Source organism: Domibacillus indicus (genome assembly GCF_023715895.1).
Lineage (GTDB): Bacteria > Bacillota > Bacilli > Bacillales > Domibacillaceae > Domibacillus > Domibacillus indicus_A.
Genome location: NZ_JAMBOO010000028.1, coordinates 20,338 through 40,107, shown reverse-complemented (window position 1 = coordinate 40,107; position 19,770 = coordinate 20,338). Strand labels below are relative to the sequence as shown.

The window sequence follows — 19,770 nt, the reverse complement described above, 5'->3', positions numbered from 1 at the left end:
TTCCAGTTAAAATCATTGCAGAACCTCTAGGTAACACGCCAAGAATGATTTTGGATGTATATGGACATTCATTTAAAGAGCTCGAAAAAGAATCCGTACAAGCTTTTGGGAATCTGATGAATATGTAAAATGGGGAGCTTTTGGGGGAGCTTTTTAAAAAAGCCCCCTTTAAGCCTTTATCTTAAGGGATTCTGAAGCTTCCCATACTTTATTGCCCTTAATCCACGTTTCCAAGACTTGAATATTCTTTAACTCCATAGGAGCCACTTCTTTCGGATGATGGGAAAGGAAAAGAAAATCAGCTTCATACCCTTCCTCCAGCTTTCCTTTTTCCTTCTCCTTAAATTCGAGATAGGCAGGTGTCTCCGTATAAGATTTATAACAGGCATCTATCGAAAGTTTTTCTTCCGGCATCCATCCGCCTTTAGGATTCCCTTGTTGATCGGTTCGATTTACACCAGCAAATATATTGATATGCGGATCCATTGAACTGATAGGCGCATCTGAGCTGCCTGTGTAGGGAATTTGAAGGCTGTCAACGGTCTTCCAGGCATTGCAGTATTTCTCCTGCTCTTTTCCGACCCACTTGGCTGTTTTATTGTATTCAGACATCAAAAAGCCAGGCTGGATTTCAAGATAAGGCTTGATCTTTTGCAATCGCTCCAACAGATCAGGCGCCAGCACCTGGGCATGAATGATTCGGTGACGCAAATCCTCAACTCTTACTTTTTCCAGCGAATTTAACGATTGCTCTACCGTTCGGTCCCCAATTGCATGCATCGCAACCTGCATTCTATTTTGATGGGCAAGCTGAACCAACTCATCCAGTTCTTTCTGAGAATAATTCAAGACGCCGCTTGTTTCCGGTTTATCATGATATGGCTGTCTTAGAGCGGCCGTATGAAGGCGCTGTGTACCATCGAGGAACAGCTTAATGGCGCCCACTTTCACCCTTTCGGTTCCATCACCCGTTCTTTTGCTGAAACTGCTTAAAAAGTTCTTTAAGTCCTCAAGATTATAAATAAAAACATGCAAATGAACAGTTATTTTCAACTCGCCTTTTCTCTCCAGCTCCGTATAAGCGTTCCATAAATCCGGGAATGAAGTAGAAATATTGAGGTCGTCTGTGTGGACAGATGTTATGCCGACCTTTAATAAGTGAGGAATGGAGTCCTTCACGGCTTCGTACATGTCCTGCTTCCCTTTTTGACGAAAATGAAATTTAATTAAATGAAGAGCCGTATCATTAAACCGGCCTGTCCAGTTTCCATTTTCATCTTTCTGAATACATCCTTCATGCTTTTCCTCAAATATATTCTCTTCTCTTATGATTTCCATTGCTTTTCTATTGACCAGGCATTCATGGTCATCGTTATGAAGGAAGAACATGGGCTTGTCATAATCGAATTCTTCCAAGTCTTCTGCTGTTAAAAGATGGTCTATATCCTCAAACTGGCTGTCATCGATTCCATTGCCGACAATCCAGTCATGGTCCTCAAGATCATGCTGATGAAAAGCATGATGGACCGTTTTCTTCATTTCTTCCCATGAAATAATATCACGAAAATCAATTTCTTTTTTCATAATGCCATATCGAAGCAGGTGCATATGCGAATCATTAAAAGCGGCACTCATTACTTTTTGTTTCCCATCAATTACATGTGCCCCTTGTTCTTCTGATAATCCTTTATGAATGGCAGTAATTTTTCCATCTTCTATTTTCACATGGAATAAATCATTTATTCCATCATCCTTAAATGGTCTATACAGTCGGATATTATTAATGATTTTCATCTCTGTCTAACCCCCTCGAAAACCAAATACCCTATTCAGAATATATTTAAAATAAAATTTTTTGGTAAATAACTTGATTGATTTTCCTTTATAGAAAAACAGACATTTAACATAACAAAAGCATCCATGAATTTCTTCATGGATGCTTGATCATTTTCTAATTTTCTTTACATACAGTATTTTTAACTGTCCTGTCCTCTATCATAGTCGTCTCCGCCGCCAGAATACCCACCTGACTGGCCTCCACCGTAGCCATATCCGCCGCCAGAATATCCACCTGACTGGCCCCCGCCGTAGCCATATCCGCCGCCGTATCCAGGGTACTGAGGGTAGCGCGGATAGCGCGGATAACGAGGGTACGGGTAATACGGATAAAATGGAAACAAAGGGAACAATGGAAAGTACGGGTAACGCGGCTGCCGTGGTCTTGGATAGTAGTGATACGGCTGCTGTACCTCTAGTGCTTCATCAAACTCGCCCTGTTCGTGAGAGAAAAATTCTTCCGGATATACATTTTGATCTTCCAACATTAAACCCTCCATCCATTTGACTTTCTCCTTACTGTATTCAAATGGATGACAGCTGGTATGGGCGTTTGTTTAAAAAAAGAATTTCTTTGCATTTCTTTATAAAGAATTTTCATGAATGCCTGTACATATGAAGGATCATGCAAAATATTTTTTTCGTAAATTCACGTTGGCATTTCGGTGGATAACCTAAAAAGTATTCTTTCCACTAACAGATCTAAAGTGAAAATACGGTTTAGGCTCAGCGTTTTATCCATATATTCACATATGATGCCACAAAAAAGCCCGCAGGCACCCTTCAAGGTGAAGAGTAGCTGCAAGCTGGAATCGGACACTATGGAGTACATTTTTTCTTCACATACCTGAGATATTTTTATGTTCCTCCACTTTTTCTAGGTTCTCGTTGTTATACGCAGGTTCTTCATGGAAGCTTAAATCAAGTCCCATCATTTCTTCTTCTTCGCTTACACGAAGCTGCATGAACATGCCCATTACCTTTAAGATCACAAACGTGCCAATGCCGGATAAAAGTACGGCCGTGCCCACCCCCGTCAGCTGGTGAAGAAGCTGCTCCGGATTTCCGTAAAACAAACCGTTATTGCCCGCCGGGTTCACTGACTTGGTTGCAAAAAGCCCAGTAGCAATGGCTCCCCAGATCCCTGCCATACCATGTACGCCAAATGCATCCAGTGTGTCATCATATTTTAAACGGGCCTTTAAAAAGTGAATGCTGAAATAACAAACAGGTGCTGCCAGCAAGCCAATGATTAAAGCGGAAGGAACCGTAACAAATCCTGCTCCAGGCGTAATGGCAACCAGCCCGGCAATCGCCCCTGTTGCTGTTCCAATTAACGTCGGACGCTTGCGCAGCGACCACTCGATGATTAGCCAGCTAAGACCGGATGCTGCTCCTGCAGTATGTGTCGTGATAAAAGCAAGTGATGTAATGCCGCCTGATGCAAGAGCGCTGCCCCCATTAAAGCCAAACCAGCCGAACCACAGTGTCGCGGCACCAAACAAGAACAATACGATGTTATGCGGACGCTGCTCCTCTTCTAAATACCCCCGTCTTGGGCCAATCATCAACGCCGCTACAAGCGCTCCGACACCCGACAAAATATGAACGACCGTCCCGCCGGCAAAGTCAAGCTCTCCCATTTGAAACAGCCAGCCGCCTCCCCAAACCCAGTGAGCCATCGGTGCGTAAATAAGAGTCGGCCACACCGCTGCGAAAACGACCCATGCTTTAAAAGAAATTCTGCCGGCAATACCGCCTGAAATAATGGCAACAGTGATCGCTGCATATACAATCTGCAGCATCGCAAACAAGTAATGCGGAATGGTCAAGCTGCCGAGGGCTGCTTCCCCGCCTACATCTTTAAAACCGAGATAATCCAAGCCGCCAATTAAGCCGCCGCCAAGATCTGTTCCATAGCTTAATGTGTAGCCCCATAATACCCAGACGATACTGACAATCAGCAGGCTGACAAAGCTGTGCATCATGGTCGATACGACATTTCGTTCACTCACAAGCCCGCCATAAAAAAGCGCAAGCCCTGGCACATGCATAAAAAGAACAAGAGCTGTTGCAATTAAAACCCAAGTCGTATCCCCCGTATCTATAGCCGGAGTTTCGGTTGCCGCAAGCGCATTACCCGGAATCAACAACAGCAAAAGAAAAAATAAATAAGTACATTTTGATCGTTTTCCGAAAAGATTCATAAAGAAAACCCCTTTCTATTTGATTGAATTTTCAGAAATTTTACTGCCTTCTTTTTGACGTTTCACCTGATTAGCCTGCTTCTTTTAACATTCTGCAGGTACTGATACAAGCCCATCTGTTTTTACCAATATGGAGAACTTGATTGTGTCTTCTAATATCTCTTCTAGCAGTCTCTTGGCAAGCCCAATTCAGCCAAGTTTTTTGGAAACGTTCCAGGCTGCTTTTTTGATTGATTCAACCAAACCATTCAATTGGTCACTAGTCAAACAGTCAATATACAAGCGATCGTCATCACCATGTGCATTTTTTCTATCCACTTTCTTTTGGCCAAACAGCTTCTGGTGAAAACAGGGGGTTATGGAGTGCTTCAGACCATCTTCTCTCCTTTCTTGTTATATTTCCTCCAGAATAATTCTTTTTTTCTTTTATCAATTGTACAAAACGAAACTAAATTCTTTTTTCAAAGCAAATTGGAAAATTATCTGACAATCTTTTTTCTCATTTTCTTTTTAATGATATATTTTCTTACATAAAAATATCGTTTTTCCCGATAGTCAAGAAAAGGTCCTGGCTTGATTTTTGCGTTTTATGACATGATCGGCGTACAGGTAAATCGATTAAATACCGCTATCTTATTTCATTGGAGGGATAAAATCATGTCAAACCATACGGTCCATATTCCAAACAGCCCTTTGGTCAATCGTTTTCCGTTTCCGTTCAAAGAAGATTCATACCGCTATTCTAATAATTCCGAAACGCTAGCTTCCTCACCCGCCATTACGATCACGCCAGAATATTATGAGGAAATCCAATTAAAACGGAGCATTTTATCCCAAACACCTGAACGAGCTTTTCAATCTTTCTCTCATTCTATCGATGCTCAGTGGGAAATATTAGAGCTTGTCATCAACCAGCTTACCGCCCATTATCCCGATTACTTTCATGTAACCAAAAAAGAAGATATCTGGACGTTTCACAACTATTTGCTTCAGGAAAAAGAAGTGTTTCGTTTTGGAGATGCTTCCACCCTCCCTTATGAACCATTGGACTTTATCGGCCGCCATGTACAGGAAGACTTAATTTACATCTCACAAAAAGACGGTGATCTTTTTATGGATGCCGGACAGCTTTGCTTTCCTGCCAACTGGTCTATCCACTTTAACTTGGGGATGTCTTACCTGGAATTCCATTCCCCTGTCCCTGTTTTTTCTGACAGCGGGTTAGCGGAAAAAGTACGGTCGTTTCTGATGCGCATGGAAGCCGGAAAACCCTGGACACGGCTGAACTGGACGTTAACAGTTGAACCTATCCTTGATACATTTCCAGAAACATTCAGTGACTGGGGCAGCAAAAAAGAAGCAGTCACGGCCGAAACAGCTGGAGAGCTCGTTTATCTGCGTACAGAAGACCAGCGTTTATTTCGCCTCCCTGAAAGCAATGGACTTTTGTTCAGCATTCACAGCCACTTGATTTCTTTAAATGATCTTCTCGAAAAGCCCGAATGGACCGAGCGCTTTTACCGGGTATTAAGTGACCTGCCGGACTACATTGCTGAATACAAAGGCTTTATTTCCTATAAAGCGAGTTTGCTAGCCTTTTTGGAGAAACACCTATCCATTCGAGAGGAGGCAGTGAAATGATTCCTTTATCTGAAACAATACAAGCAGAAGAAATCAATCATTTTTCCATCCCGTCCCATACAGCCAAACTGCTTATCGTATTAGATGAAGCAGCCCTATTAGAGGGCGGTTCATCTTTACAGCCTTTTTTTTCAACTGATATCCGGTTACATTTTATCGTTCAAACAAAACAAACAAAGAAACACATTCTTTATTCTTATCCAGAGCTTTCCTCCTATTCTCTCGATTGCCTGGTAACCGTTTCTTCGGAAAGACTTTTATCCATATTGCGTATTCAATTTATCGGCACCCGCTTGGTGGTGGCCGGAAGTGCGCCTTTTGTTAAAACAGTTCGAAATCATGCAGAAACAGCCGGATTTTCAGATGAAGAAATGCAGCTAAAAATCATTGGTTCTCAAAAAGATACTGTCTTCTGTGTAAAATGCTATTCACGCCATGACCGAAATGAAAAAGATTTTTTTGTTTGTCCAAGCTGCCGCACTGAATTGGATGTTTCTTCCCACTACTCCAAACGGCATGATGCTTATTTAGGATATATTCGTGTTTGACTTTTTTGAAAGGATGATGATGATGAATACTTTAATCGATGTTTTTGTGACTGATATTAAAGAAGAGTCGCCTTCTGTTAAAAGCTTTACACTTGTACCAGCAGGAAACGTTTCCCTGCCAAGATTTAGTGCAGGTTCGCATATTACGACGTTTCTGCCCAAAGAAGATGAAGTGCTGGAGCGGCACTATTCTTTAACAAGCCATCCGGCTGATACGTCAGCTTATCAAATTGCGATTCGGCATCAGGCCGTTTCAAAAGGAGGCTCTGTTTACTGGCATAGCAAGGTCAAAAAAGGAGCACGGCTGCAGATCAGCTATCCTAAAAATCATTTTCCGCTCAGTTTCCAGGCAAAGCACCATGTCTTTTTTGCAGCCGGCATCGGCATTACCCCTTTTTTAGCGATGACAGCAGATTTAAAACGAAAAGGAAAATCGTTTGAATTGCATTACGCTGCGCCTTCAAACAACCAGTGCGCGTTTTATTCTTTTTTAAAACAGGCTTATCCGGAACAAACGCATTTTTACTTTTCGGACCAGCAGCAAAGAATGCAGACCAGCTTATTGAAACAGCAGCCGATCGGCACGCACGTTTATTTTTGCGGTTCAGAAGCCATGATGAACGAATTTGCGGAAGCAGCCAAAGAATACGGCTACCCGGACAAAAGCATTCATTTTGAACGTTTTTCTCCTCCCGATTTTGGTCCGTCCCATCCTCTTCAGGTAAAGCTGAAGCGAAGCGGGGAAACGATCCCTGTTTCTGAAAACGAAAGTGTACTCGATGCGCTGCTTGCTCATGGGGTGAAGGCTCCCTATTCATGTAAAGTCGGAGGCTGTGGAAGCTGTCTTGTTCCTGTGAGCGGCGGAGAAGTAGACCACCGTGATTTCTTTTTAACCGACTTAGAAAAAACAGAAGAAAATGTGATGCTCACTTGTGTATCCCGTGCTAAGACAGACTGTCTTGTTTTGGACTTATAACGAGATAAGGCCAGCCCGGCGTTTTACCTTTCATGTGAGAAGCCGGGCTGTTTTCTTGTTTTCTTTTATTTCCTTCCTTATTTTTTAAACAGAAAGGACATTACGTATGCTGCCTTATTTGTTCTTAGTAACAGCCGTCATTTTTGAAGTATTTGCTGCCGCGATGCTGAAATATTCAAACGGATTCACCAAATGGCTGCCGGCTGCGGGAACCATTGCCGGCTATACCATTACGTTTTACTGTTTATCGATTACGATGAAATCAATTCCTCTCAGTATCGTTTACGCTACCTGGAGCGGACTTGGCATCATGTTAACCGCTTTAGCTGGCGTTTTACTGTTTCGGGAAAAAATCAGCCAGCAAGGCGTTGCAGGCATTGGCCTGTTACTTATGGGGCTTGTGCTGCTGAATATCACTGAATAAAGGAGGAAGTACCTTGAAAGGAATGATGTTTTTAGGAGCCGCTATTTTGTTTGAAGTTTTTGGTTCTACTATGCTGAAGTTGTCGAACGGCTTTACGATTGTATGGCCATCTGTCGGGGCTGCAGCCGGATTTCTTGCTACATTTACTTGTTTAAGTTTTGCCCTTAAAACAATCCCCTTGTCCATCGCTTACGCAACCTGGGCAGGCATTGGGACAGTCTGTACAGCTGTTGTAGGAAGCTTATTGTTTCACGAAAGCATCCATAGCTTAAAAGCGGCGGGCTTGCTCTTTACGATTGCCGGTATTGTTATATTAAACACTTCTCAAAGCAAGCAACAAGGAAAAAAGCAGATCTTCATTAAGAAAACCAGTTGACTATGTAACATGACAGCTGGTTTTTAAGAGGAGCCAAACTGCCGGCTGTTAAGAGCGGGTGTGCTTTCCTTGTTCATCAGTGTATTATACCTCACCCGGCTTCGTATAAATTGCTTCATTAATTAGTAATGACCAAATATTCATATCCGAAACAAAAAAAAGCACCCTGACAGGAGGATGCTTTTTTGATTCCATTATTGTGAAATGGAGGTTAACGAAGTCGTCTTTTGTTGAGCTATTGTTGCCCGATAATTTTTCCCCCAGTCGTACATTAACTTCAAAATAGGCATTAAGCTGTGACCGATTTCCGTTAAAGAGTATTCAACTTTCGGAGGCACAACAGGGTACACTTTCCGCTGAATCACTCCGTCTGCCTCGAGTTCCCGCAGCTGATTCACCAGCATACGCTGCGTAATGGCTGGAATCAGCCTTCTCATTTCATTAAAGCGAACCGTTCCTTTATCATTCAGTGTCCAAATGATAAACATCTTCCATTTTCCACTGATTAGGGATAAGGTTAATTCTTTGTCGCAATTCACTTCTTTTTCATAATTTTGGGTCATGTTTCTTCCGCCTTTCTTATTCATCCGTTTTCGAGCTTCTTTCTTTATATGCCGTGCAATAAAAAAGGGATAAGGACTCACCCGTTATGTTTTTCTTTTATTGAAGCTGTCTCCTTCTTCCCAGCCCGTCCTGTTCATCCATTCAATGGTTATGGTGATCATCGGCCTGTACGTTTTCTTCCGTTTCACTGCCAGCTGCTTTAACACTGTCAAATAAAGCGGCACCGCCTATAATGCAGATTGATAAAGTGGTCAGCAAAGCAAATGGAAGCCGGCGCGTACTGAACAATCCCTCTTTTTGTGTGGGAACTTCCCGGCGGATCATCGTAATAATCACGGCTGCTGTAAAAAAATAAAAAAGGTCCATAGCAGCTATCATGATCGTCATTTGATTTACAGGAATCATTTCACCAAGCATGGCTCCCATCATGCCGCCCATAAAACCCGACATCAGTGCTTCAGTGATCCCCATTAAGCCGAACGGGCGCCCAATGATATATGCAAAAATGCCACTCATTACAATGGATAAGATGGTAGAAGCCGCCAGCTGCCCCTGCATGGAAAAAGCAAGCAGCAGCCCGATAAGGGTAGCGGTCACCATGCTGAAGGCCATGACAATACATTTTCCGGACACCGCGCTTACCTGCTGCTTGACCGGGTAAAGGCTGAGAGCAAAAAAGACGGTATACATAAGGACAATAAAGCCGCTGATCAGGATCATTTTGCTGCACCTCCATTTTTTATAAAAAAGAGGCAGGCTCAAGAGCCCGCCTCCAAAAACGATTTAAACCTCTGTTGAATGCCCGCAAGAGGAAGAAGCACTTGTGTTTGATTGACACTTGGTTTTTGATTCCGGCCGCGGCAGGTCAAGCGCTGGATTATGGTCAAAGAATCCAACCGGCTTCAGCTGGAAGTTCGTATACGCAGTCGGCATAACCGGCCAGTCTTCCGGACGAGTGATATGATGGTGGCCCATTGTGTACCAAACGACAATATCTTCATTTTCAATATTACGGTCTGCTTCAAGGTATTTCGTCAAGCCGTCTCCACCTCGATGCTGATTCGGATAAGCGCCTGATGCAAATTGCTCGTTGCGGTCAAATTTCGTTACATGAAGGTGGTTTTTCAAGAAACCAGCACGTTTAATCAAGCTCGAATCGTCATTTGCAAACGGAAGGCAGTTTTCGCCCGTTACAATTTTGTAGCCTACCGGCTGTCCGACAAAATTCTTTGATTCTGGGTTAATAATTTTCCATGTGCGTACGGTTTCCAAATTCATTTTACGGACCGCTTCTTTTTCCGTTTTAAACGTTTTGGATACAGGGTACCATCCATTATTAAACGGATTGTGTTCCCCTCTTTCTTCCGCCACGGTTTCCGTTTCTACAACAGAATTTTTCGCACCATCAAGCTCCATATCGAGACGGAAGTTAAAGAAGTGCTGGTGGAACGTTGCATTTAACTGTGGCGCTACTAAATTTCCGTATTTCGGAACTTCGCCTTCATCAAGCGCACCGGTATTCAGCATTCCTGTCAGCTTCACTTCCTGTTCAATTGTACCATCTTGATAGAATGACCAGAAGAATCCATAATCATAGTTAGCTACAGTCGAGAAGAAGGAAACGACCAAACGGCGTGAACGGCGCACTTCCACTTCATTTGTTCTCCAGTCCGTATGTTTCCAGGCAATGCCGTAATCTTCTTCATGCAGGCAAATCGCATTTGGAATCGTGCGGACATCTCCTTTATGATCGGCCATGACCGCATCAAAATAATGAATATGCCCAACGCAATCGCAGCCTAATTCTAATGAATTCGCCAGCTGGCCCATTCCGTACTCTCCAGCATCAAACGCATTTTGACGGCCGTGCATTTCCGATGTATCTGCATATGGAACAACCATTTCAGACAAGGAGGCTCTGTATAAAATCGGTCTTCTTTTTCCTTTATCTTCGAATCCAACAGAGTGAATGACAAGCCCTTCACGTGGCGTAAAGCTGATGCGGAAATCCCATTTCTGCCACTTGATATGATGGCCGTTGATTTCAAAGCTCGGGCCTTCCGGCTGAATGATATCCAGCGGCTTTACGTCTGTACGCACCTGAATGTTTTCATTTAATTCCGGCACGTAATTGCCAGCTGTTGGTGGCAGCGGTTTTACGCCGTAATCTTCAATACGGACAATTTCTTTTTTATTTAAATCTACGATTGCGTAAAGACCCGTTAATGGATATGCATAGCCATTGTCTTTTTCCGATTTGCGAACCCAGGCAAGCGCTCGTGTTACACGTGTGTCTGGATTATCCAGTTCATTGAAGTGGCCGGCTGACCAGGGGTCAATCATGACTAGGCTTGGATCGGTAACGCCTCTTTTTAAAAGGGCTTTTTGATATTCAGGATCATTTTTAATCAGCTCTTCAATTTCAAAATCATCAAGCAAGAAGTTTGGCTGTACATCTGGAATATGTACATAAGAGAGCACCTGCTCATTTGTAATCGATACAATCGCTTCATATGTTTTGTTTTCAGCGCTGTCAAGCAGAATAATAAATGCCTTACGGTCGATTGGGTCGCCTTCTTTAAAGCTGGCTACTTCTTCTTTCAATGGTTCATACAACACCACCTGAACAAATTTATACGTTTCTGTCAAACTTTTATCTTGTCTAATCAGCGCCACCGCTTCTCTTATTTCTTCAGCTGTCAGGGGCTCAAGTGGATGTAAGATTGTTTGAGTTTTCAATTCAGGTGTTTGCATAAATAAATCCTCCTTTAATTCGTTCCGAATATTTTTCTTTCAAAATGACTAATTGTTCGCTTGTCACTTTGCTTATCCATAGAATACGCCGTTTTTGGACTCGTTGATTGTAAAAAACGAAACAAATTGACTAATTTAAGGGAGATTGTTAACTTTTCTGACAGAGAAAATAGACTTTCAAGTAATAGATAAAAACCTCTTTTTTCCCGACTGAGACATCATCCTGGAAGTTTTGCTGAACATAGAGATAGGGCTTGGCGCTGATCAAGGCAAAAAAATAAAGACATGAACCTGGAGATACTCAGGCTCATGTCTTTATCTGCTTGCTTTAAGCTGTGCTGTGTTTAAGCTGCATTAAAAGACTTGCGATCATCATGGAGACTGTGAAGACCGGTCGTATTTAAAACAACACGAAACAGCCAGCTGCCCGTTAGTATCGGGCAGCTGGCTGCTAAAAACAATGCTGTTTCCTTTGTTTAAGCCCTATCAGGCGGTGTCCAGACTTTCCATTCTTTTAGTTCAAGCCGACGTACTTTTTCAAGCACATGCGGATCTTTTTCCGCAAGCACCGCTGCTTCTTCAAAAGAATCTGCCTGATAGATAACAAGTCCGCCAGAGCCGTCTCCAAAAGGGCCCCTCGCCAGGATTTTTCCTTCTTTATCAAGATGGTTTAAATATTCAATATGACGCGGGAGTACTTCTTTATTTTTCTCTGGGTCCATCATATGAAGCAAGGCCGCATAATAAGCCATAATACTCCTCCTTACTGCCGGTTCCAGACAACCAGTTTCATTTCCGTCATTTCTTCAATCGCGTATTTTAATCCTTCCCGTCCGGTTCCGCTTTCTTTCACTCCCCCATACGGCATATGGTCTACCCGAAATGTAGGAATGTCATTGATCATTACGCCGCCAACATATAATTGATCTGCTGCAGCCAGAGCGGTTTGCACATCATTCGTATAAATGCCTGCTTGCAGGCCATACCGGGAATCATTTACCTTTTTAATCGCTTCTCCTATTGTTTTTACTTTATTGACAATCACGATTGGAGCAAAAACTTCCTGGCAGGAAACTTTCATGGAATGGCCTACTTCTAACAGGATCGTTGGCTGAAGCACCGTTCCTTCAACCTCTCCACCCGCTGCTAGTTTTGCCCCACTCTTAACAGCTTCCTTAATCCAGCTAAGTGCACGTATCGTCTCGTCCGGCGAAATGAGAGCAGAAATATTGGTTTCTGAGCAAAGGGGATCGCCAAGAACCAGCCCTTTTGTTTCAAGGATTAGTTTTTCAACAAATTCTTCATAAACCTTTTCATGTACATAAATGCGCTGAAGTGATATACATACTTGGCCCTGATTGGAAAATGCCCCGGTAACACAGCGGGAAGCAATTTGATCAAGTGGTGTATGCTGATCAATTATAACAGCAGCGTTAGATCCGAGCTCCAATGTTACTTTTTTCAACCCTGCTCTATTACGGATGCCAATACCAACAGCTGGACTTCCCGTAAACGTAATCATGCTGACTCTTTCGTCTGTTACAAGCTGATCCCCAACGATACGGCCGCTTCCTGTTACAACGTTTAACACGCCTGCCGGAAGCCCTGCTTCTTCAAAAAGCGCTGCAATAAAAAAAGAAGAGAGTGGTGTTTGCGAAGCGGGCTTTAAAACGATCGTATTCCCACTTGCGATAGCCGGACCCACTTTATGAGCAACTAGATTCATTGGAAAATTAAACGGTGTAATCGCACCTACTACCCCAATTGGTTCACGAACTGTATAAGCAAGCTTGTTTTCTCCACTGCGCGCCGCATCGAGCGGTATCGTTTCTCCATGAGTTCGTTTTGCTTCTTCTGCCGCAAATTTATATGTTTCTACAGTTCGTGCTACTTCCTGCCGAGCTGTATTTAAAGGCTTGGCTGCTTCTAACGTAATGATGTTGGCAGCTTCTTCTGTCCGATCCTTTAAAAGCTGTGCTGCCGTTTCTAAAATTTCTGCACGCTTCCAGGCTGGCATAGATGCCATCGTTTCACGTGCCTTATAAGCTGCTGTTATGGCTTGTTCTGTTTCGATTTCTGTTGCAGAGGCAATTTCTGCAATAGCTTCCCCTGAATAAGGAGCGTAAAGCGTTGTATACTTCTCTGTTTCAATTCGTTCTCCATTAATGATTAAATCTTTTTTTATTAAACTTTTAATGTTTGGCATCGTAGATACACACTCCTTTCTCAGCAGAGATTAAACGGTTACTGCTTTCTTTAAGACTTCTTTTTCGCTTGAGATGTATTCCTGCAGTTTTATCTTTAAGCCTCCTTTTCCAAACTTACACCTACCGTTTTTATTTTCCTGTTTTTCTTTGATAAACCTGAGACATAAAAGGATTTGTCGGCGGCGCTTCATTACATGTTCAACGCCCTGCTCGTAGAACCAGGCATCAATAGTGTTATAAACGCCCCTATTAATGCCATAGTAGTCACAGCAAAAATGAATAAATGCCAGATCGGGCAAATGAATAATTTCTTCTACATGCCGATTCATTTTATCTCTCCTAACCCCAAAAAATATTTTCTATGTCATGCTTTATACTAAATTTCCATTTGGTATATTGAACATCTCGGTTAATTTGCCGGACAAGCTTTTCAAGAGACTGAAAAGACATCTCTTTTCTTACAAAAAAGCATGTTTCCACCGTTAATTCCTGACCATAAATCTCTTCACAAAAGTCAAATACGTGCACTTCATAATGAAGATGAAGATTTTCTTTATTAATCGTCGGACGATTTCCGGCATTCATAATTCCGTAATAATCCTGATCCCGGTACTTTACTTTGACACCGTAGACACCTTTTTCTAAGAACGGGGTGCTCGAATCAATGGAAAGGTTAGCCGTTGGAAACCCGATCGTTCGTCCGATTTGATTTCCAGAAACCACTTTGCCGCAAAACGTTTTGGAAATGCTGCTTTGTTTTTTCATATTGAGCCACCTTTAGCTGTATTGAGGTTCTTTCAGCATTTTTTGCATGAAAACCAATTCTTCACTAAGGCTGGCCATTCGTTTCAACACTTCTGGATCAACAATTTCATTTTGAGCATTAAAATGGTCATTATGGGCGTAGACAGAGCCAGGTGCCACAAAAGCACGGAAATAGCCGGCAATCGGCTTTAACTGATTCTCGATAACGAGGTAATGCTGGTACGTGCCCCCTGTGGCTGCGAAACCCATGACTTTATTGCGAAAATGTTGAGGCGGAATTAAATCAAATAAATTTTTTAATGCCCCAGTGATAGAGCCTTGAAAAATCGGTGTGCCGATCAGATAAAAATCAGCTGAGGAAACCATTTCAATGACTTTTTTTGTATCGCCTGTGTAATCTGCCGGATTGCGCCCGTCACAAAACTGAAGATCATATGCTTTTAAATCCAGCAGTTCAATGTCAACCTCCGGATGGCTGCACTTAATGTCTTCCAGCATTTTTTGAATGACAACCCGCGTTTTTGAGCCCGTAATCGTTCCTGAAATGCCCAGCAATTTCATGACTTCTTCCTCCTTTAATAACTCGTTGTGTTTTCTTATCTAATTACCGCATAATGAAAGGATCGGGCATTGACTCTTGAGATAAATTTATCCAAACTGTCTTGCTTTGCGTGTATTCATAAATCGCTTCACAGCCGCCTTCTCGTCCGTACCCGCTTAGACCTGATCCACCTATTGGCGCCATTGGTGAAATGCTGCGGTATGTATTCACCCAGACGATACCCGCCCGAACCTCTTTCGCAACACGATGGGCTTTCGCTACGTTGCTTGTCCAAATGCCGGCTGCAAGCGCGTATTCTGTATCGTTTGCAAGGGCAATGGCTTCTGCTTCATCCCTGAAAGGAATGACACTGAGAACAGGCCCAAATATTTCTTCTTGTGTCAGGCGGGAAGTTTGATCCGCATATTCAAAAACAGTGGGTTCAAAATACCAGCCATTCTGTAAATGCTCTGGTCTTTTGCCGCCATACAGTATTTTTCCGCCTTCTGCCAAACCAAGCGCAACAAATTCTTCTACACGCTTTAGCTGAGCTGGAGTGGCAAGAGGGCCCATTTCGCTGTCATCATGAAGCGGGTCACCAATTCTAATGCGGGAAATCCGGTCAATCAACTTTTCTATTACTTGATCATAAATGTCTACGTGTAAAAGTGCTCTTGATCCCGCTACACAGCTTTGTCCAGAAGCGCCAAAAATGCCTGCAATGATACCCATGACCGCATTATCTAAATCAGCATCCTCAAAAACAATATTTGGCGACTTACCGCCAAGCTCCAAGGAAAGCTGCGCAAAATTTTCCGCTGTATTCCGTACCACATGGCGGGCCGATTCAGCACCTCCGGTAAACGCTACTTTTCGAACAAGCGGATGAGCAGTTAACGTATTTCCTACAGGCATCCCAAACCCAGTCACAACGTTTACGACTCCGGGCGGGAAACCTGCTTTTTGGACAAGCTTAACAAGTTCTAGTAATGAAGCAGATGTCATTTCAGAAGGTTTAATAACAATCGTATTTCCCGCAGTAAGTGCAGGAGCCAGCTTTAAGGTTGTTAAATATAGAGGCGAGTTCCATGGTGTGATGGCCGCAACGACTCCAAGCGGCTCTCTTGATGTGAAGGTAAACATATCTTGTTTATCAATCGGCAGTGTATGGCCGTGAATCTTATCGGCAAGTCCAGCGTAATAGTAGAAAAACTCTGGTAAATAACGGAGCTGGCCGCGCATTTCCCTGATTAATTTACCGTTATCAATAGATTCATAGCGTGCCAATTCTTCGATATTTTCGGCAATTAGCTCCCCCAGCCTGTAAACAAGGCGTCCTCTTTCAGTGAACGTCATGCTTGCCCAGTCCGAATGCAAAAAAGCATGGTGAGCTGCCTGTACAGCTTTGTCAACGTCTTCGGCTGTTCCTTTTGCGACTTCACACCATGCTTCACCTGTTGCAGGGTTATAGCTTGGGAAATATTCATGACTCGCTGGCTCCACCCATTCTCCGTTGATATATAAATTGTATTTTTTCAAGTCAGTAGAACGATCGAGGCTCATTCCCTTTACTGTCTGTTCCATGAGACTCCTCCTTTATTTTACTGCTGCTTGTGAATGAATAAATGAATGAAGAAAGCGCTTCATTTACAAGAGCTACGCCTTCTACCGGAAGCATATGCTTCATGCCCGGTACAATGGTAAGCTTGGATTGTGATAATTTTTCATGCATTTGCTCTGACATCTGTGGGTTTGAACCAACATCTTCTTCTCCCGTTATGATGAAAACGGGGACATTTATTTCATGAAAATTTGTCCATAATTCCTCGTCAGCGGTTGCGAAAAGTGTATATGCTGCCAAGTATGATTCGGGGTTATTATGTTGAAGCCTCTGTCTTATTTGGTGAACTATGCGTTGGTTTTGCTCTTGAAACGCTTTGCTGAACCAGCGTTGGATAGCTGGTTCAATCGTAGCTGAAGGCCCTTTGGCTTTTAGTTCTTGAACTCTACTTAATATTGCTGCCCGTTGCTCGTCCGTTCGGTTTGCCACTGCACTCATAATCGTTAATGTTTTGACTTTTTCAGGATACGTTAAAGCAAAGGCTTGAGCCGTCATACCGCCCATTGAAAACCCGACAATATGACTTTGTTCAATGTGTAAGTCATTCATTAGATCAGCTAGCTGTTTTGCAAATTGGGTAATAGAATAAGGGCCCGGAGGATGCTCGGATCCTCCATGCCCTACCATATCGTACACAATGACACGAAATTCATTGGATAAAGTGTCAACCTGCTTTTCCCACATAGAATGGTCTAAACCTACTCCATGAATAAGAATAAGCGGTTCACCCTGCCCTTTTTCTTTATAATAAGTAGTCCCTGCTATAGGCATCAGACAAGCCCCATCTCAATCATATCCTGGTGACGGTTTCCTGTTCTCGGATGAGGGCGCCCGCCTGTGGAAGCACCGATGGCTACTACAATTTCATCAGCTCGTGGCGCATCAGGAATCGCTGCCTCAAATGTAATAAAGTGAGACCGTTCTGATTCATCAGTTTTATGCACCATTGGGATCGTTACAGCTGTTCCCGGTCCGCCCCGCTTATTAGTGAAACTTAAAATACTTGTTCCTTCCACAGCATCCCGAAATTTATTTCCAAATTTCAATGTATGGATAAAAGCCGAGGCATGCTCCATTTCTCCATCCGCACCTACGACAGCCGCTTTTCCAAATGCCTCTACATCGGCTGCAGAATCAATATGCTTGAATAGTTCCGACACTAAAATTTCACCGATTTCAGGAGCGTATGCATTAATTTCCGGCATCAAATCTTCCACATACCCTCTGCCTGCCCAAGGATTTTTCATCACCAGCATTGTGGTAATCATTTTAATTGGAGTATCAAGTTTTTTTCCGCCATCGATCCGAGTTTCTTCAACCGCTGTGTACACTTTTCTCACTTCTAGCATTATAGGTATACCTCCTGATTTGTATTTGTAAAGTTCGGCATTACTTGCTCTGTAAATAATTTCAAGCTTTTCATTACTTTTTCATGAGGCAGGTGACTGTGGTTCACCCATAACAAAAGATTTTGCAAGTTTAATTCTTCCTGCAACTCTTTGATTTTCTCTGTTACATACTCTGGTGTTCCAAATAATAAGTTACGCGGATGAAGAAAATCATAGTTTAATTCCTGGCCTTCTTTCACAGCTTCACCTGGATCCATTAAGTTGCCCAGTCCACGCCAATGACAAATCCAACGATACGTATTGAGTACAGCCTCCGCCGCATCTTCTCTTGCCTGCTCCATCGTTTCCGCCACATACACATCCCGCACAAGTGCAATACCCTCCCCAAGCGGTACATCATATCCACGTGCTGCAGATGCTTTTTCCCGGTACAATTCAAAACGGCCTTTTAATTCCTTCACGGTAGGCATCCAGAAAATTCCCTTAATGTTGTTTTCAGCTGCCAGCTCAATGGACCGCGGTGAATCAATTGTTTGCCATAGTTGTGGAAATGGTTTTTGATACGGCTGAGGTACTAAAGAAATTTTGCTGATTTCGCCTTTTTCCATATCCATATATTCTTCAGAAGGAGGGCTCATTGGATGATTCCACTTTAATCCTTTTGGCGGGAATTGATAAATATCTCCTTCGTGTGAGAAGAATCGATTGGACCAGGCTTTTTTCATAATTTCAACTGTTTCTTCAAACAAAGCTCGATTTTGCGCTTGATTGGTTGGATCAGAAAGTGTGTTTAAATTAGCCGCTTCCCTTCCATATAATCCACGCGCCAGCCCAACTTCTACACGCCCTTTGCTTAACTGGTCAAGCATGGCAATGTCTTCTGCTAAACGAAGCGGATGCCAAAATGTTGCGACATTTGCGGCTTGTCCAATTCGAATGTTTTTCGTCCGGGCTGCAATATCTGCCCCCATTAAAATAGGGTTGGTAATTAGTTCATTTCCTTCATGTCCAAAATGATGTTCTGTGTACCAGATAGAGTCGTAACCGTTTTCATCACAGTATACCGCTTGCTCGCGTGCTTCATCTAGCACTGTTGCATAGTCTTCAATACGACCAGGTCCTGCCAAGTTAGCAAAAATTCCAAATTTCATATATTTTCCTCCTTTAGATTGATCTCTCGCAATTTTTGACTGATTCCTTTTTGAAGCTGCATAGCGCTTGCTCTTACATGCTCTCGCATAGCTTTTTCTGCAGCTTCCCGGTTTCCACTTAGAATGGTTTCAAGGATAAATTGATGCTCCTTAAGTGACTTTTCCAAGCGGTTCGGCACCTCAATACTTAAGTAAACATAGCGATTATATGGAATTTGATTAATCAACATATTGAGCATAAAGCTTAATTTTGAATTGTTTGCTCCGTTAATCACTGCTTCGTGAAAAGCATTGTTGGCTTCAACAAATTGCTTATGATCAGAAAACTGAACTGCTTTTTCCATTGATTGAACCGCTTTTTGAAGATCATCAATTTCCTTCACATGTCTGTTTTCAGCCAAAAGGCCGGCTGCGAGTCCTTCAAGCACTTCTTTTACTGTAAATAGCTCTGCAATCTCTTTCTCTGTAGGTTTTGTCACGCAAGTGCCAACCCGTGGAATAATTTCTACAAGACCTTCTCTTTCCAATTGCTTAAATGCTTCTCTCACAGGAGTTCGGCTTACTTTATAGTGTTCTGATAGTTCAAATTCTGATAATTTTCTGCCTGGCTCAAATTCTCCGGTCACAATTGCTTCACGGATAGCATTTGTTACTTGTGTGGTTATACTTGTTGTTAAAATCATTGTAGTTGTTTCCGCCTCCCTATTTGGTACATGGTACAATGGCGAATAATATAAAAGTTCTTAAAATTTTATATTTATTCTTTCTCTTGTACCATGTACCATGCAAGATGTTTGTTGGCTTAATTCT

Annotated in this window: 21 protein-coding genes; 5 read left to right on the top strand and 16 right to left on the bottom strand. The window is 42.7% G+C overall.

The annotated features are described in order from the left end of the window. Positions 1–168 precede the first annotated feature (168 nt). From M3221_RS22200 to M3221_RS22190, 3 genes are all read right to left on the bottom strand, one after another. Positions 169–1,794: an amidohydrolase gene (locus M3221_RS22200; RefSeq protein WP_251273839.1), complete on the bottom strand. Its 1,626-nt coding sequence runs from the start codon at positions 1,792–1,794 to the stop codon at positions 169–171. Between the two features lie 182 nt (positions 1,795–1,976). Beyond that, the gene (locus tag M3221_RS22195; protein WP_251273838.1) at positions 1,977–2,324 is read right to left on the bottom strand and encodes a hypothetical protein; all 348 of its coding nucleotides are present in this window, start codon (positions 2,322–2,324) and stop codon (positions 1,977–1,979) included. A gap of 351 nt (positions 2,325–2,675) precedes the next feature. Beyond that, positions 2,676–3,944 carry an ammonium transporter gene (locus M3221_RS22190; RefSeq protein ID WP_251273876.1) on the bottom strand — a complete coding sequence of 423 codons (1,269 nt, stop codon included), beginning with the start codon at positions 3,942–3,944 and terminating at the stop codon, positions 2,676–2,678. A 756-nt stretch (positions 3,945–4,700) separates the two neighbouring features. Between M3221_RS22190 and M3221_RS22185 the strand changes: the two genes are divergently transcribed. From M3221_RS22185 to M3221_RS22165, 5 genes are all read left to right on the top strand, one after another. Further along, a complete protein-coding gene (locus tag M3221_RS22185; RefSeq protein ID WP_251273837.1) occupies positions 4,701–5,684 on the top strand; it encodes a heme-dependent oxidative N-demethylase family protein in 984 nt (327 codons plus the stop codon). Further along, on the top strand, positions 5,681–6,232 hold the full coding sequence (locus tag M3221_RS22180) for a dimethylamine monooxygenase subunit DmmA family protein (protein WP_251273836.1): 552 nt from the start codon (positions 5,681–5,683) through the stop codon (positions 6,230–6,232). Before M3221_RS22185 ends, M3221_RS22180 begins: the two co-directional genes overlap by 4 nt. Before the next feature lie 22 nt (positions 6,233–6,254). Beyond that, the gene (locus M3221_RS22175; protein WP_251273835.1) at positions 6,255–7,208 is read left to right on the top strand and encodes a PDR/VanB family oxidoreductase; all 954 of its coding nucleotides are present in this window, start codon (positions 6,255–6,257) and stop codon (positions 7,206–7,208) included. Between the two features lie 106 nt (positions 7,209–7,314). Next, positions 7,315–7,632: a DMT family transporter gene (locus M3221_RS22170; protein ID WP_251273834.1), complete on the top strand. Its 318-nt coding sequence runs from the start codon at positions 7,315–7,317 to the stop codon at positions 7,630–7,632. A gap of 13 nt (positions 7,633–7,645) precedes the next feature. Continuing rightward, positions 7,646–8,008 (top strand): DMT family transporter, encoded by a 363-nt coding sequence (locus M3221_RS22165; protein WP_285881816.1) that lies wholly within the window; start codon positions 7,646–7,648, stop codon positions 8,006–8,008. 194 nt (positions 8,009–8,202) lie between these two features. Here M3221_RS22165 and M3221_RS22160 read toward each other — a convergent pair whose 3' ends face one another. From M3221_RS22160 to M3221_RS22100, 13 genes are all read right to left on the bottom strand, one after another. Continuing rightward, the gene (locus M3221_RS22160) at positions 8,203–8,571 is read right to left on the bottom strand and encodes a winged helix-turn-helix transcriptional regulator (RefSeq protein ID WP_251273833.1); all 369 of its coding nucleotides are present in this window, start codon (positions 8,569–8,571) and stop codon (positions 8,203–8,205) included. A 142-nt stretch (positions 8,572–8,713) separates the two neighbouring features. Next, on the bottom strand, positions 8,714–9,292 hold the full coding sequence (locus M3221_RS22155; protein WP_251273832.1) for a hypothetical protein: 579 nt from the start codon (positions 9,290–9,292) through the stop codon (positions 8,714–8,716). A gap of 63 nt (positions 9,293–9,355) precedes the next feature. Further along, the gene (locus M3221_RS22150; RefSeq protein ID WP_251273831.1) at positions 9,356–11,326 is read right to left on the bottom strand and encodes a primary-amine oxidase; all 1,971 of its coding nucleotides are present in this window, start codon (positions 11,324–11,326) and stop codon (positions 9,356–9,358) included. A 476-nt stretch (positions 11,327–11,802) separates the two neighbouring features. After that, positions 11,803–12,078, bottom strand: a complete 276-nt coding sequence (locus M3221_RS22145) for a YciI family protein (RefSeq protein WP_251273830.1) — start codon at positions 12,076–12,078, stop codon at positions 11,803–11,805. 11 nt (positions 12,079–12,089) lie between these two features. Beyond that, complete coding sequence (locus M3221_RS22140; protein ID WP_251273829.1) at positions 12,090–13,532, bottom strand: aldehyde dehydrogenase family protein; 1,443 nt, start codon at positions 13,530–13,532, stop codon at positions 12,090–12,092. A 30-nt stretch (positions 13,533–13,562) separates the two neighbouring features. Further along, positions 13,563–13,862, bottom strand: a complete 300-nt coding sequence (locus tag M3221_RS22135) for a hypothetical protein (RefSeq protein WP_251273828.1) — start codon at positions 13,860–13,862, stop codon at positions 13,563–13,565. A gap of 10 nt (positions 13,863–13,872) precedes the next feature. Further along, positions 13,873–14,298 carry a riboflavin kinase gene (locus tag M3221_RS22130; protein ID WP_251273827.1) on the bottom strand — a complete coding sequence of 142 codons (426 nt, stop codon included), beginning with the start codon at positions 14,296–14,298 and terminating at the stop codon, positions 13,873–13,875. A gap of 12 nt (positions 14,299–14,310) precedes the next feature. Continuing rightward, entirely contained in the window at positions 14,311–14,859 is a 549-nt protein-coding gene (locus M3221_RS22125) for an NADPH-dependent FMN reductase (RefSeq protein WP_251273826.1), read from the bottom strand. Between the two features lie 43 nt (positions 14,860–14,902). After that, positions 14,903–16,423 carry an aldehyde dehydrogenase gene (locus tag M3221_RS22120; protein WP_251273825.1) on the bottom strand — a complete coding sequence of 507 codons (1,521 nt, stop codon included), beginning with the start codon at positions 16,421–16,423 and terminating at the stop codon, positions 14,903–14,905. Next, positions 16,380–17,231, bottom strand: a complete 852-nt coding sequence (locus M3221_RS22115) for an alpha/beta fold hydrolase (protein WP_251273824.1) — start codon at positions 17,229–17,231, stop codon at positions 16,380–16,382. The genes M3221_RS22120 and M3221_RS22115 overlap by 44 nt, the downstream gene beginning before the upstream one ends. Continuing rightward, a complete protein-coding gene (locus M3221_RS22110) occupies positions 17,231–17,809 on the bottom strand; it encodes an amino acid synthesis family protein (protein WP_251273823.1) in 579 nt (192 codons plus the stop codon). Before M3221_RS22110 ends, M3221_RS22115 begins: the two co-directional genes overlap by 1 nt. After that, entirely contained in the window at positions 17,809–18,960 is a 1,152-nt protein-coding gene (locus M3221_RS22105) for an LLM class flavin-dependent oxidoreductase (protein WP_251273822.1), read from the bottom strand. Before M3221_RS22105 ends, M3221_RS22110 begins: the two co-directional genes overlap by 1 nt. Beyond that, a complete protein-coding gene (locus M3221_RS22100; protein WP_251273821.1) occupies positions 18,957–19,643 on the bottom strand; it encodes a GntR family transcriptional regulator in 687 nt (228 codons plus the stop codon). Before M3221_RS22100 ends, M3221_RS22105 begins: the two co-directional genes overlap by 4 nt. Between the last annotated feature and the right edge of the window lie 127 nt (positions 19,644–19,770).